10 protein-coding genes are annotated in these 13,515 nt (G+C 72.9%); 8 read left to right on the forward strand and 2 right to left on the reverse strand.

Translation table 11 applies throughout. The features are described 5' to 3' along the window. Positions 1–227: 227 nt before the first annotated feature. The 8 genes from ASF25_RS12230 to ASF25_RS12265 all read left to right on the forward strand — a co-directional run bounded on the left by ASF25_RS12230 (position 228) and on the right by ASF25_RS12265 (position 10,947). Complete coding sequence (locus ASF25_RS12230; RefSeq protein ID WP_082502649.1) at positions 228–1,766, forward strand: UbiA family prenyltransferase; 1,539 nt, start codon at positions 228–230, stop codon at positions 1,764–1,766. Continuing rightward, the gene (locus tag ASF25_RS12235) at positions 1,763–2,191 is read left to right on the forward strand and encodes a GtrA family protein (protein WP_056304903.1); all 429 of its coding nucleotides are present in this window, start codon (positions 1,763–1,765) and stop codon (positions 2,189–2,191) included. The genes ASF25_RS12230 and ASF25_RS12235 overlap by 4 nt, the downstream gene beginning before the upstream one ends. Then, on the forward strand, positions 2,188–3,522 hold the full coding sequence (locus tag ASF25_RS12240; protein WP_056304905.1) for an FAD-binding oxidoreductase: 1,335 nt from the start codon (positions 2,188–2,190) through the stop codon (positions 3,520–3,522). Before ASF25_RS12235 ends, ASF25_RS12240 begins: the two co-directional genes overlap by 4 nt. Before the next feature lie 52 nt (positions 3,523–3,574). Next, complete coding sequence (locus tag ASF25_RS12245) at positions 3,575–4,330, forward strand: SDR family oxidoreductase (RefSeq protein WP_056304908.1); 756 nt, start codon at positions 3,575–3,577, stop codon at positions 4,328–4,330. A 166-nt stretch (positions 4,331–4,496) separates the two neighbouring features. Beyond that, complete coding sequence (locus ASF25_RS12250) at positions 4,497–8,117, forward strand: AsmA family protein (protein ID WP_056304910.1); 3,621 nt, start codon at positions 4,497–4,499, stop codon at positions 8,115–8,117. A gap of 95 nt (positions 8,118–8,212) precedes the next feature. Then, complete coding sequence (locus ASF25_RS12255) at positions 8,213–9,610, forward strand: ethanolamine ammonia-lyase subunit EutB (protein WP_056170623.1); 1,398 nt, start codon at positions 8,213–8,215, stop codon at positions 9,608–9,610. Next, entirely contained in the window at positions 9,607–10,419 is an 813-nt protein-coding gene (gene eutC, locus ASF25_RS12260) for an ethanolamine ammonia-lyase subunit EutC (protein ID WP_056304912.1), read from the forward strand. Before ASF25_RS12255 ends, eutC begins: the two co-directional genes overlap by 4 nt. Before the next feature lie 90 nt (positions 10,420–10,509). After that, on the forward strand, positions 10,510–10,947 hold the full coding sequence (locus ASF25_RS12265; protein WP_056170618.1) for a hypothetical protein: 438 nt from the start codon (positions 10,510–10,512) through the stop codon (positions 10,945–10,947). Between the two features lie 77 nt (positions 10,948–11,024). Here ASF25_RS12265 and fabI read toward each other — a convergent pair whose 3' ends face one another. Together fabI and fabB are read right to left on the reverse strand one after the other, a co-directional pair. Continuing rightward, positions 11,025–11,855 carry an enoyl-ACP reductase FabI gene (gene fabI, locus ASF25_RS12270; RefSeq protein WP_056170615.1) on the reverse strand — a complete coding sequence of 277 codons (831 nt, stop codon included), beginning with the start codon at positions 11,853–11,855 and terminating at the stop codon, positions 11,025–11,027. 410 nt (positions 11,856–12,265) lie between these two features. After that, positions 12,266–13,492: a beta-ketoacyl-ACP synthase I gene (fabB, locus tag ASF25_RS12275; protein WP_056304914.1), complete on the reverse strand. Its 1,227-nt coding sequence runs from the start codon at positions 13,490–13,492 to the stop codon at positions 12,266–12,268. Between the last annotated feature and the right edge of the window lie 23 nt (positions 13,493–13,515).

A 13,515-nucleotide genomic window follows, 5' to 3' on the forward strand; every position in this document is an offset into this window, starting at 1 on the left:
TCGGTCGCCGCCAGACCTGCACAGCACATCACATCCCCTCCAGACGATCACCCCGAACAGGCCGCCCCACAAAAGGGCGGCCTGTTCGCATTCGGGGGTCCTTCATCGTCTGCCGCCGCGGATGGCGAGGGGGCCCGGACCCTGCGCATCGTCCGCAACCGTTACGATCCCTTAAGGCTCCTGGGCGAAAGCTGTTCCGGAAACCGGACTCGAGCGAGCGCGCGTGCATGGACAGGGTATCGCCCAACCCGGCATTCGGGCTTCCCGGCGAGGACAGGCAAGCTCGCCTCCGTCTTCGGATCCGGAGGTCCGAGGCTGCGCGCGCGCCGCGCCGCGCGGCCGACACGGGCCTGCCCCTCGTGGTCGACCTCGACGGCACCCTGATCCGCACCGATCTCCTGGTCGAGAGCTTCTTCTCCGAGATCGGCGGCGCGCCCCGCTCCGTCCTCGCCCTGGCGCGGGTGGTGCCGGGCGGCAAGGCGGCGATCAAGCATCACCTCGGCGGGGCCGACCTCGATATCGGGCGCCTGCCCTACGATGTCGAGGTGCTGGGCCGCATCGCCGAGGCGAAGTCGTCCGGCCGGCGGGTCTACCTCGCCTCGTCGAGCAATGCGGCCCTGGTCGAACGGGTCGCCCGCCATCTCGGCCTGTTCGACGGCTGGTTCGCTTCCGACATCGCTCGCAATCTCTCAGGCGCCGCCAAGGCGGAGCGCCTGGTCGCGGCGTTCGGGGAGGGCGGGTTCGACTACGTCGGCCATGACGGCGACGATCTGGAGGTCTGGGCCCGGGCGAGCCGGGCCGTCGCCGTGCGCCCCGCGCCGGCCACGCGCCGGCGGCTCCTGGCGCTGGCGCCGGACGCCACTTTCCTGTCCGAGAGCGGGACCGGATGGGCGCAGCGGGCGCGGATATGGGCCCGGCTCCTGCGGGTCCACCAATACGCCAAGAACACCCTGGTGTTCGTGCCTGCACTCATGGCCCATCGCTTCGACGGGCCGGCCTTCCTCGCCGCGCTCCTCGCCTTCGTGGCGTTCTCCCTCTGCGCGTCGAGCGTCTACCTCGTCAACGACCTCATCGACCTCGAGGCCGACCGGGCGCATCCGACGAAGCGCCACCGCGCCCTGGCCGACGGCCGGGTGCCCCTGCGGGCGGCCATGGGCGCGGTGCCGCTCCTGCTTGCCGCGGCCCTCGGGGTGAGCCTCGCCGTCTCGACGGCGTTCGCCGGGGTGATCCTCGGCTACTTCGCCCTCACCCTCGCGTATTCCCTCGTCCTCAAGCGCAAGATGCTCATCGATGTGGTGACGCTGGCCGGGCTCTACACGGTTCGGGTGGTGGGCGGCGCCGTCGCCGTCGGCGCCGTAGTGTCCGATTGGCTGCTCGCCTTCGCGCTGTTCATGTTCATGTCCCTGGCGCTGATCAAACGCTACACCGAACTGACGGCGCGCCTCGACCGCGGGCTGCCGAGCCCGGCCAACCGCGATTACGAACTCTCCGACCTGCCCATCGTCGCCGCCCTGGCGGCGGCTTCCGGCTACAATGCCGTGGTGGTGCTGGCGCTCTACCTGTCTTCGGACGCGGTGACTCAGCTGTATTCGCGGCCCAAACTGCTGTGGTGCGTCGGACCGGTGATCCTGTACTGGATCTCGCGCGCGCTGCTCCTCGCCCATCGCCGGATGATGCACGACGATCCCATCGTCTTCGCCCTGCGCGACCGCGTCAGCCTGATCGCGGCGGCGACCGTGGGCGCCCTGGTGCTCGCCGCCATATGAGCGCCGCCGCCGTCGCCCCCGCGCCCTTCGTCCTCGGCCTGCGCTATCTCGGCTTCGCGGTGCTGGCCACGGCGGCCAACCTGCTGGCGCAGGAAGCCACCGTCCGGATCGCCCCGGCGGCGCCGCTCCTGGCCTCCCTCGTCATGGGCACGGGCGTCGGGTTCGTGGCCAAGTACCTCCTCGACAAGCATCTTGTGTTCTTCGACGCCTCGCGGACCCATACGGAAGAGGCCCGCAAGGTCGCGCTCTACGGCCTGTTCAGCGTGGCGACCACCCTGGTGTTCTGGGCCTTCGAGTTCGGATTCTTCGCGGTCTGGGGCACCGCGCAGGCCAAGTATGCGGGCGCCCTCGTCGGACTCGGCCTCGGCTACGCGGTGAAGTACGGCCTCGACCGTCGCTTCGTGTTCGGGCCGCGCGCCCCATGAGCACGCAGGAGCTGGGGGGCTGGGGCCGCACCCCGCGCCGGGCGACGCGGCTCCTCGCCGTGCGGGCACCGGGCGACGTGGCGCCGATCCACCGGGCCGAGACCGGGTTCATCGCCCGCGGCAACGGACGGGCCTACGGCGACGCCGCGCTCGGCTGCACCACCACCCTGGCGCTCCGCGGGCTCGACCGGATGATCGCCTTCGATCCGGAGACCCGGCACCTCGCCGTCGAGGCCGGGGTGCTGCTCGCCGACATCGTCGACGCCTTCCTGCCGCGCGGATTCTTCCCCGCCGTGGTGCCGGGCACGCGCTTCGTCACCGTGGGGGGCGCCATCGCGGCCGACGTCCACGGCAAGAACCACCACGGCGCCGGGGGTTTCGGCGCCCACCTGCGCGACCTCACCCTGGCCCTGCCGGACGGGACGGCTCGCACCTGCGAGCCGGGCTCGGACCTGTTCGCCGCCACCATAGGCGGCATGGGGCTGACGGGCACGATCCTGCGCGCGACCCTCATCCTGCGCCGGATCGAGACCGGCTGGATCCGCCAGAGGACCATCGCGGCGCCCGACCTCGACGCCGCCCTGGCGGCCCTGGAAGCCGCCGACCGCTCGACCTACGCCGTCGCCTGGATCGACGGCCTCGCGCGTGGGTCGGCACAGGGACGGGCCCTGATCTATCGCGGCGAGCATGCCACCCTGGCCGACTTCGCGGACTTGGCCCCCGATGCACCGCACCTGCCGCCGGCGCGGCGCGGCGCCCTGACGGTGCCGTTCGACCTGCCGGCTCGGACCCTCAACCGCTGGAGCGTCGGAGCCTTCAACGCCCTCTACTACGCGCGCGGCCGTGCCGGCGCTGGGCCGGACCGCCTGGTCGGCTGGGCGCCGTACTTCTTCCCCCTCGACGGGATACGCGACTGGAACCGCATCTACGGTGCGGGCGGCTTCCTGCAGCACCAATGCGTGATCCCGAAGGCGCGCAGCCGGGACGCCCTCGCGGCGATCCTCGACCGGGTCTCCCACGCGGCGCCCTCGTTCCTCGCCGTGCTGAAGCTCCTCGGACCCGGGGGCGGGCTGATGTCGTTCCCGCTCCCCGGCTACACCCTCGCCCTCGATTTTCCGGCCAATCCCGCCAACCGCGCCCTCCTCGACAGCCTCGACGCCATCGTGCGGGCGGCGGGCGGGCGGCTCTACCTCGCCAAGGACGCCCGCCAGAGCCGCGACACCTTCGAGGCGGGCTACGGCGCGGCCGCGACGCGGTTTCGCGCCCTGCGGCGGGAGATCGATGCCGAGGGCCGGATCGCCTCCGCCCTGTCGCGGCGCCTCGGCCTGTGAGCGGGGTTCCGCCGGGCCGCCGTACTTCCCCGTCCAGCCCGTCCGAGGCCGCATGACCCAAAGCTCTCTCGCCAACAAAGCCATGCTCCTCGTCGGCGCCACGTCCGACATCGGCCATGCCACGGCCCTGGCCTATGCCGGGGCCGGATGGGACGTGATCCTCGCCGCCCGCGATGCGGCGGGCGCCGCCCGCAACGCCGCCGACCTCACGGCGCGCACGGGCCGCCCGGTTCCCGTCGTCGCCCTCGACATCACCGACACGGCGGCCTTCCCGGCCTTCGTCCGCGATCTGCCGCGCCTGCCCGACACGGTGGTGAGCGTGGTCGGGCTGCTCGGCGATCAGGCGCGGGCGCAGTCCGATCTGGCGGACGCCGCCCTTGTGATGCGGTCGAACTTCGAGGGGCCGGCCCTGCTGCTCGGCCTGTTCGCCGAACACTTCGCCGCGCGGGGCTCCGGCACCCTGGTGGGCGTCTCCTCGGTGGCGGGCGAGCGCGGGCGGGCGTCGAACTACGTCTACGGCGCGGCCAAGGCCGGGTTCACCGCCTTCCTGGCGGGCCTGCGCAACCGCCTCGCCGCGCGCGGCGTCCACGTGCTCACGGTCAAGCCCGGTTTCGTCCGCACCCGGATGACGGCGGGGATGCCGCTGCCGAAGCCGTTGACCGCAGAGGCCGCCGAGGTCGCCGCCGCCCTGTTTCGCGGCGCCGAGGTGACCCGGCGCGACGTGGTCTATGTCCGCCCGGTCTGGGCCCTGGTGATGATGGTGATCCGCGCCATCCCCGAGCCGGTGTTCAAGCGCCTGAAGCTGTGACGCGCCGGCGCCGACGCCGCGTCCCGGTGGGGCGGCGTCGGGAGCGGGCGCCTGCATCCGCCACGGGTACGCACAAGCCCGGCGGGTGTGGTATGCCGCCCCTCGGACGGGACGTGGATCCCGTGGAACGGCCCCGCCTCCGGGGGCGCTGCGGAACGAGACGCGCGTGCGTGACATCCTGACCGCGCTGGCGGGACTCATCGTCCTCCTCCTCGTCGCGGCCCTCGCGATCCCGCCCTTCGTGGCCTGGGAGGGGCAGCGCAGCCTCATCGACGGCCTGGTGTCCCGGTCGCTCGGCTTGCCGGCCCGCAGCGCCGGCCGTCTCGAGGTCCGGCTCCTGCCCTCGCCGCGCCTGCGCTTCGACCGCCTGCGCCTCGGGCAGGCACCGAACCGGCCCGCCCTCGACCTGCATTTCGTGAAGGCCGAGGTGGCGCTCACCCCGCTGATCACCGGCGCCGTGCGGTTCACGGAGACCCGGATCGGCCGGGCCGAGATCCGCCTGCCCGTCACCGAGGGCGAGGCGATCCTGGTGCCGGCCGATCTCACGGGCGGGCTCGGCGACCGCGACCTCGCCATCGAGGACCTCCAGGTCCGCCAGCTCCTCATCACCACCCAGGTGCCGGCGACGGGCCGCACCGACCAGATCTACGCGGAAGGCGTGCGGGTCTCCGCCCCGCGTCTCACCGGTCCGTGGCGGGCGGAGGGCACCAGCCGGGGCGTGCCGTTCCGGGTCGCCACGGGCGAGCCGACGCCGGAGGGCGTCCTGCCGGTCAAGCTCTCGGCGGGCGGCGACACCCAGCCCTATGCGGAGATCGACGCGAAGCTGTCCCTCGCGGAGGCCGGCGCGGAGGCCGCGGGGCCGGGCGAACGCGCCGTGATCCCGCAGGCCGAGGGCACGGCCCGCCTCGTCATCGGTCCGCCGGCCCAGGCGGCGGGCGCCTACCTGCCGGTGTCGCTCGCCGGTGCGTTCACGGCGCGGGGCACCACCGCGCGGTTCAAGGCCCTCGACCTCGACATCGATCCGGGTGGCCGCGCCCTGCGCCTGTCGGGCTCCGGCCGCGTCGATGCCCGCAACGGCCGCGCCGCCCTCTCGCTCGGGGCCCGCCGCCTCGACCTCGACGCGTTCCTGCTCTCGGCCGCGGGCCAGGCCCTCATCGCGCGGGGCCCGCCGAAGGCCGGGATCAGCCTGCCGGTGAGCGTCGATGTCGAACTCGCCATCGACAGCCTGTCGCTCGGCCTCGACGACTGGTCGAACCTCGCCCTGGCCGGCACCTTCGAGCGCTCGGGCGGCCTCCTCCTGAAGCGATTTTCCGTCACCGCCCCGGGGGCCGCCGCCCTGACCGCGTCGGGCGAGATCGACGCCGATCCGGGGCTCCGCTTCACCGGGCGCCTCGGTCTCGACGCGCCGGCCTCGGAGGCCTTCGGGCGCTATCTCGGCAAGCTCGGCGTGGAGGGTCCGGGCGTCGCCCTCATGGACGGGCGCCCCATCGTCGCCTCCGCCGACCTCTCGGCCACGCCGCTCTCCGTGTCCCTGCGCAATCTGCGCCTCGACCTCGGCGCCGCACGCATCACCGGCAACGCGCGCTACCGCGCCGCCGAGCCCGGCGCCCGCGGGCGCGTCGATGCGCAACTCGCCGCGCAAGGCGTCGACATCGCCGCCCTGCCGTCGTTCAGCGGGGCCCTGGCCGACCTCCAGGGCCATGATTTCGGCCTCGTGCTCCAGGCCCGCGACGTGCGCTACGGCCCGGCGGGCGTGGCCTCGGGCAACGGCACCATCGCGGCGAGCATCCAATCGGACGGGGCCAGTCTCGCCATCGACAGCCTCGACGTGACGGACCTCGCCGGTGCCAACGCCAGCCTGTCCGGCCGGATCGACGCCGACGGGGCCGGGCGCATCGCCGGCCGCGTCTCGGCCCCCGTGGCCGCGCCGCTGATGGCCCTCCTCGACCGGGTGTGGATCGCGGAAAGCCGGCTCGTCCCCCCGGCGTTTCGCGACCGCGCCCTCGATCTCGACCTGACCCTGCAGCGCGACGCGGGCGCCCCCGACACCCTGCGCACCACCGCCAAGGGACAGGCGGCGGGCGGCAGCCTCGACCTCGACCTCGTGAGCCGCGCCGGCCGCATCGCGAGCCTCGACCTCACCCTGGCGGCCCCGTCCGCCGCCACCTGGTTCGGCCGTGCCGACCTTCCGGCGCTGGCCCGGCCCGCCCGTCTCCATCTCGCCGGCACCCGCGCCGCCGGACCCGAGGGCGAGGCCGCCGGGCTCGTCCTCTCGGTGACGGGAACGGTGGCCGACCTCACCCTCGCCACCACCCGGCCGATCCTGCTCGGACCCGAGGCCGGGGCCGGGTACGGCGCTGCGCGGAGCGGCGAGATCCGCCTCGGCAGCCCCGACATCGCCCCCTTCGTGCCCCTCGTCTCCGGTACCGCGCCCCTTCCCATCGGCCTGCCGGCCGACCTCACCGTCGCCCTGTCGCGGGCCGGCGACGAGGCCCGCCTGGGCGTGACCGGGCGGCTCGCCGGAACCGCCGTCTCGGCCGAGATCGGGATCGCGCCGGAGGGCCAGATCTCCGGGCGCGCCAAGCTCGGGCGCCTGTCCCTGCCGGCGCTCGCCGCCGCCCTGGTGATCCCCACGGAGGTGAAGGCCGGTGCCGACGCGGCGTTCGTGCGCTTTGCCGCCCCGCCGCCCGTCCGCCCCCGCATCGACCTCGCCCTCGCGGTGGACAGCCTCGAACTCGGACGCGGCCACGTCGCCACCGGCACCACCCTCACGGCGCGCTGGGAGGACGGCACCCTCGGCCTCACCGACCTCGCCGGCACCCTGGCGGGCGGGCGGCTCACGGGCGCCGTCACCCTGTCGCGCCAGGGCGGCGCGGCCGCCGTGGCGGGGGAGGGGACCCTGAGCGAGGCGGGGCTCGCCGGCCTCTTCGGCACCGGTCCGGTCTCCGGGCGCCTCGGCGCGACCCTGCGGTTCGGCACTTCGGGCGAGACCCTCGCGGCCCTGGCCAACAACCTCGGGGGCAGCGGCGCCCTCACCCTCGCGGACCTGACCCTGCCTGGCGCCGACCCCATGGGCCTGACCCGTGCCCTCGACCGGGCGCTCGCCGAGGACGACCCCTTGCGCGAAGGCCGTCTCCAGGCCCTCGTCATGGAGGAACTCGGAAAGGCGCCGCTCATCGCCCCCGGCCCCGTCACCACGCCCGTCACCCTGGTGGGCGGAACCCTGCGGGGCGGCCCCCTGACCCTCGATCTCGGGCCCGCGCGCTGGAACGGCACCCTCGGCCTCGACCTGCGGACCGGCCGCCTCGACGCGCGCGGCAGCCTCACGGCGGCGTCGGCGCCGAAAGCCTGGACCGCAGGACCGCCGGCGATCCAGCTCGGCTTTTCCGGGCCGGTGGCGAACCCGGAACGCCAGGTCGATGCCGGTCCCTCGACCAACGGTCTCGCCACCCTCGTGCTGCAACGCGAGCTCGAAAGCATCGAAGCGATGGAGGCCGACCAGACCGAGCGCCAGCGCCGCCGCGCCCGCTTCGAGATGGACCGGGCCCGTGCCGCCGCCGAGAAGGCCTATGCGGACAAGCTGACCGCCGAGAAGGCGCTGGCCGAGAAGCTCGCGGCGGAGGAAGCCGCCCGTCAGGCCCGCCTCAAGGCCGCCGCGGAGCGCGCCGCCGAGGCCGCGCGTCAGGCCCGCGCCCGCGAGGCCGAGGAAGCGGCCCGGCGCCAGGAAATCGAGGCGGCCCGGCGCCAGGAGCCGGCGGTCGAGCCGGCGCCCGCCCCGCAGCCCTGAAGCCGCGCGCGCCGGACGCACGGGATCGCGTGGGGCGACCTCGACACCCCGCCCGGGTTGTGGCTTCGTACGGTCTCGGCGCGGGGGAAACGGCCATGGCCTACCGGTGCGATCTCGGCGGCGAGCGCCACACCTTCGCAGACCTGAAGCAGGTGCTCGCCGCCGCCTCGCCCCTGCGCTCGGGCGACGAGCTGGCCGGGTTGGCGGCCACCAGCGATGCCCAGCGCATCGCCGCGCGGCGCGTGCTCGCCGACCTGCCGCTGCGCGTGTTCCTCGACCAAGCCCTGGTGCCCTACGAGGCGGACGAGGTCACCCGGCTCATCGTCGACACCCACGACGCGGCGGCCTTCGCCGCGATCGCGCACCTCACCGTGGGGGGCTTTCGCGACTGGCTCCTGTCCCATGCGGCCACGCCCGAGATCCTCGCCGCCCTGGCGCCGGGCCTGACGCCCGAGATGGTGGCGGCGGTCTCGAAGCTCATGCGGGCGCAGGACCTCATCGTGGTGGCGCGCAAGTGCCGGGTGGTGACGGCGTTCCGCACCACCCTCGGCCTGCCCGGCCGCCTCGGCACCCGGCTCCAGCCGAACCACCCCTCCGACGACCCGCGCGGCATCGCGGCCTCCGTCCTCGACGGCCTGCTGTTCGGCGTCGGCGACGCCTGCATCGGCATCAACCCGGCCACAGACAGCGTCGAGAACGCCCGCGACTTGATGGTGATGCTGGACGAGCTGCGCCAGCACTACGACATCCCCGCCCAGACCTGCGTGCTCACCCACGTCACCAATGCCCTGCCGATCCTGGAGCGCGGCGCGCCCGTCGATCTCGTGTTCCAGTCCGTAGCGGGCACGGAAGCCGCCAACCGGGGCTTCGGGGTTGATCTCGCGGTGCTGGCCGAGGCCCACGACGCGGCGCGCGGCCTCAAGCGCGGCACGGTGGGCGACCACGTGATGTATTTCGAGACCGGCCAGGGCGCGGCGCTCTCGGCCGACGCGCATCACGGCGTCGACCAGCAGACCGTGGAGGCCCGCGCCTACGCGGTGGCGCGCGCCTTCCGGCCGCTCCTCGTCAACACCGTGGTGGGCTTCATCGGCCCGGAATACCTCTACGACGGCAAGCAGATCGCCCGCGCCGGTCTCGAAGACCATTTCTGCGGCAAGCTGCTCGGCCTGCCGATGGGCTGCGACGTCTGCTACACCAACCACGCCGAGGCCGACCAGGACGACATGGACGGGCTGATGACCCTGCTGACGGTGGCGGGCTGCAGCTTCCTCATCGCCGTGCCGGGCTCCGACGACATCATGCTCAACTACCAGAGCCTGTCGTTCCACGACGTGCTAACCCTGCGCGCCACCCTGGGCGTCCGGGCGGCCCCCGAATTCGAGGCGTGGCTGGACCGCATGGGCCTGACCACGCCGGAGGGCGGCATCCGCGAACTCGAACCCCGGCATCCGAGCCTCGCCCGGCTCATGGACCGCGCGAGCCGGGTCGCGTGAGCGACGACGCGCCCGTCCCCGCCGGCGATCGCTGGGCGACCCTGCGGGCGGCGACCTCGGCCCGCATCGGGCTGGGGCGCCGGGGCGACGCGATGCCGTTGGACGCGGTCCTCGATTTCCAGCTCGCCCACGCGAAGGCCCGCGACGCCGTCCACGCCGCCCTAGACACCGAGGCCCTGGCGGCGGCGTTGCAGCCCCATTCCGTCTTGCAGGTCCGCAGCGCCGCGCCCGACCGGGCGACCTACCTGCGCCGGCCCGACCTCGGCCGGATCCTCGACCCCGACACGCCCCTCCGAGGCGGGGCGGGTCCGGTCGATCTCGTCTTCGTGGTGGGCGACGGTCTGTCGGCGATCGCGGTGCAGGCCCAGGCCGCGCCCCTGGTCCAGGCCTGCCTCGCCCGCCTCGACGGGGTGTCGGTGGGGCCCATCGTGGTGGCGTGCCAGGCCCGCGTCGCCCTCGGCGATCCCATCGGGCAGGCGCTCGGCGCGCGCCTCTGCGCCGTCCTCATCGGCGAGCGTCCGGGCCTCAGCGTCGCCGACAGCCTCGGGATCTACCTCACCCACGCGCCACGGCCGGGCCGCCGCGATTCCGAGCGCAACTGCATCTCCAACATCCACGGCCGGGACGGCCTGTCCCCGGAGCGGGCGGCCGACACCCTGGTCTGGCTCGTCCGCGAAGCCCTGCGGCGCGGGGTGACGGGCGTCGCCCTGAAGGAGAGCGCCGCCCTCGCAACCGGACCGAGCAAGGCCCCCGCGATTTCACCTGTGGCGAACGGCGACCCCCCGGCCTCGGAACCGACGGAGGGCTGAAAACTTGAGACGGGGTAGCGTCCTTCGAAGGACGGACGCCGCAACAGATCACCTGAGGGGGTGGTTTGCTCAACCTATGGTCTACGCTCCATGATCCTCTCCCGTACCGCTCCGTTCGCACTCCTGGCCGCGCTGGCCCTGCCCGCGACCCTGGCCTCCCCCGCCACGGCACAGCCCGCCGCCGGCCTCGACCGCCCCTTGCTGGTCCACGGCAACTATTGCGGCCCCGGCAACAACGCGCCGCTGCCGCCCATCGACGCCCTCGACGCTGCCTGCGCCCGCCACGACGCTTGCACGCCCTCCGGCGGTCTGCCGTCCCGGGCCTGCAACGTCCGCCTGGAGCGCGAGGCATCCGCCGTCGCCCGCGACCCGCGCCAGACCGACGAGCTCCGCGCCATGGCGGGTCTCGTCTCGGCTAGCATCACCCTGATCCCGTCGGACGATCTCATCCGGCCCGCAGCCCATCGCTCGGTCGTGACGCTGCCGGCGGCCCCGACCATCGAGCGTCCGTCCGACGCAGAGGACTGAGCGGGGGACCGGACCACGCCCCTGCTCCCCCTTTGCGGGACAGGGGCCGAGTTTCGCGACCTCCCGCCGAACCGAGCCTAGACGGCGTCGATCAGGCCGGCCTCGTCCTGGGCCTGGAGCACGTCGGGGCGCGGCATCGAAATGATGTTGTAGCCGGAATCGACGAAGTGGACCTCGCCGGTGACGCCGCCGGAGAGGTCCGACAACAGGTAGACGGCCGAGCCGCCGACCTCCTCCTGGGTCACCGTGCGGCGGAGCGGGGCGTGGGCCTTCTGGTGGTTGAACATCAGCCGGGCATCGGCGATGCCGGCGCCGGCGAGCGTCCGCATCGGGCCGGCCGAGAGGGCGTTGACCCGGATCCCGTCGGGCCCGAGATCGCCCGCGAGGTAGCGCACCGAGGCTTCCAGGGCGGCCTTGGCCACACCCATCACGTTGTAGTTCGGCATGACCCGGGTCGAGCCGCCATAGGTCAAGGTCAGGAGCGACCCGCCGCGCGGCATGCGCTTGGCCGCGCGCTGGGCGATCTCCGTGAAGGAGAAGCACGAGATCGTCAGGGTCCGCGAAAAATTCTCGCGGGTGGTGACGTCGACGTAGCGGCCCTTGAGCTGGTTCTTGTCGGAGAAGCCGATGGCGTGGACGACGAAATCGATGCCCTCGGGAAACCGCTTGTCCAGGGCCTCGAACACGGCGTCGACGGAGGCGATGTCCTCGACGTCGCACGGGATCACGGTGTCCGAGCCGAGGGAGGCCGCCAAGGGAGCCACCCGGCGGCCCAGGGCCTCGCCCTGATAGGTGAACGCCAATTCGGCGCCATGCTTGTGCAGGGCGGAGGCGATCCCCCAGGCGATGGAGTGATTGTTGGCGACCCCCATGATGAGGCCGCGCTTCCCCGTCATCAAACCCGTCATGCGTTTCCCCGTGGGCGTGGCCCGTTCCGGCCGTCGCTCTGATCCCTGTGACGGGAGCTTAGAGCGTTTCGCGGTCCGGTGGACCCGACGAACGTGGGGAAAACGCGGCCACCCAACGACAAAGAGCCGATTCCGTCGTCACGGAAGCGACTCTCACGGGAAAAATATGAAGTTGGGTCGCCGTGCGCCGAGCGAACGCGGCTAGAAGTACCCGTTGGTGTCGGCGCGCGCCCAATCGATCAGGGCCTGCTTGGCGTAGACGGCCGCCAGACCGGTGACGGCCAACCCACCGACGGTGCCCAGGGTGAACCACAGCATGCGTTTCGTCCTTGCGTGTTGCAGGGAAAACGCAGTCCGACTCTTTCGGTTCCCGGACGTTGGAACTCCGACATCCGGGGGACGGCGAAGTGTCAGGCGTCGACGTTCTTCAGCACCAGGGTGGCGTTGGTGCCGCCGAAGCCGAAGGAGTTCGACAGGACGTGGCCGAGCTTGGCCCCGTCCCGGCGCTGGCGCAGGATCGGCATGTCGGCGAAGGCCGGGTCGATCTCGTCGATATGCGCGCTCTCGCAGATGAAGTCGTTGTTCATCATCAGGAGCGAGTAGATCGCCTCCTGCACGCCCGTGGCACCCATGGAGTGGCCGGTCAGCGATTTCGTCGCCGAGATCGGCGGGCAGGCCTCGCCGTTCCCGAAGACTTCGCGGATCGCCTCGATCTCCTTGGCGTCGCCCACCGGCGTCGCCGTGGCGTGCGGGTTGATGTAGTCGATGGGGGCGCCCTTCAGGCCGCCGATGGCCTGCTGCATGCAACGCACCGCGCCTTCGCCCGACGGCGCGACCATGTCGTGCCCGTCCGAGGTGGCGCCGTAGCCGGCGATCTCGCCGTAGATCGTCGCGCCGCGTGCCTTGGCGTGCTCGTATTCCTCCAGCACCAGCACGCCGGCCCCGCCCGCGATGACGAAGCCGTCGCGGTTGACGTCGTAGGCGCGCGAGGCCCGGGCCGGAGTGTCGTTGTACTTCGACGACATGGCGCCCATGGCGTCGAACAGCACCGACAGGGTCCAGTCGAGGTCCTCGCAACCGCCCGCGAAGATGATGTCCTGGCGGCCGCCCTGGATGATCTCGGCGGCGTTGCCGATGCAATGGTTCGAGGTCGCGCAGGCCGAGGCGATGGAATAGTTCACACCCTTGATCTTGAACCACGTCGCCAGGGTCGCCGAGGCGGTGGAGGACATGGCCTTGGGCACCGCGAACGGGCCGACTCGCTTCGGGCCCTTGTCGAGGGCGATGGCGGCGGATTCGACGATCACCTTCGTCGACGGGCCGCCCGAACCCATGATGATGCCGGTGCGGTCGTTGGAGATGTCGCCCGGCTCGAGGCCGGACTGGCGGATGGCCTGATCCATGGCGACGTGGTTCCAGGCGGTACCGCCACCGTGGAAGCGCATGGCGCGGCGGTCGACCACGCCTTCGGGGTCGAGGCTCGGCCGACCCTCGACCTGGCTGCGGAAGCCGTGCTCGGCATAGGACGCTGAGTGCCCGATGCCGGACTTGGCCTCGCGCAGGGAGGCCAAGACCTCGTCGGTGTTGTTGCCGATGGACGAGACGATGCCCATCCCGGTGATCACGACACGCCGCATGGACCGCTTCTACTCCGCCGGTG

Source organism: Methylobacterium sp. Leaf100 (assembly GCF_001422845.1).
Classification (GTDB): domain Bacteria; phylum Pseudomonadota; class Alphaproteobacteria; order Rhizobiales; family Beijerinckiaceae; genus Methylobacterium.

What these genes read in the sequence shown, in the direction of transcription:
- ASF25_RS12240 (WP_056304905.1), top strand. Translation starts at nt 2,188, where the DNA reads ATGAGCACGCAGGAGCTGGGGGGCTGGGGCCGCACCCCGCGCCGGGCG.
- ASF25_RS12245 (WP_056304908.1), top strand. Translation starts at nt 3,575, where the DNA reads ATGACCCAAAGCTCTCTCGCCAACAAAGCCATGCTCCTCGTCGGCGCC.
- fabI (WP_056170615.1), bottom strand. Translation starts at nt 11,855, where the DNA reads ATGACGGGTTTGATGACGGGGAAGCGCGGCCTCATCATGGGGGTCGCC.
- ASF25_RS12230 (WP_082502649.1), top strand. Translation starts at nt 228, where the DNA reads ATGGACAGGGTATCGCCCAACCCGGCATTCGGGCTTCCCGGCGAGGAC.
- ASF25_RS12235 (WP_056304903.1), top strand. Translation starts at nt 1,763, where the DNA reads ATGAGCGCCGCCGCCGTCGCCCCCGCGCCCTTCGTCCTCGGCCTGCGC.
- ASF25_RS12265 (WP_056170618.1), top strand. Translation starts at nt 10,510, where the DNA reads ATGATCCTCTCCCGTACCGCTCCGTTCGCACTCCTGGCCGCGCTGGCC.
- fabB (WP_056304914.1), bottom strand. Translation starts at nt 13,492, where the DNA reads ATGCGGCGTGTCGTGATCACCGGGATGGGCATCGTCTCGTCCATCGGC.
- ASF25_RS12255 (WP_056170623.1), top strand. Translation starts at nt 8,213, where the DNA reads ATGGCCTACCGGTGCGATCTCGGCGGCGAGCGCCACACCTTCGCAGAC.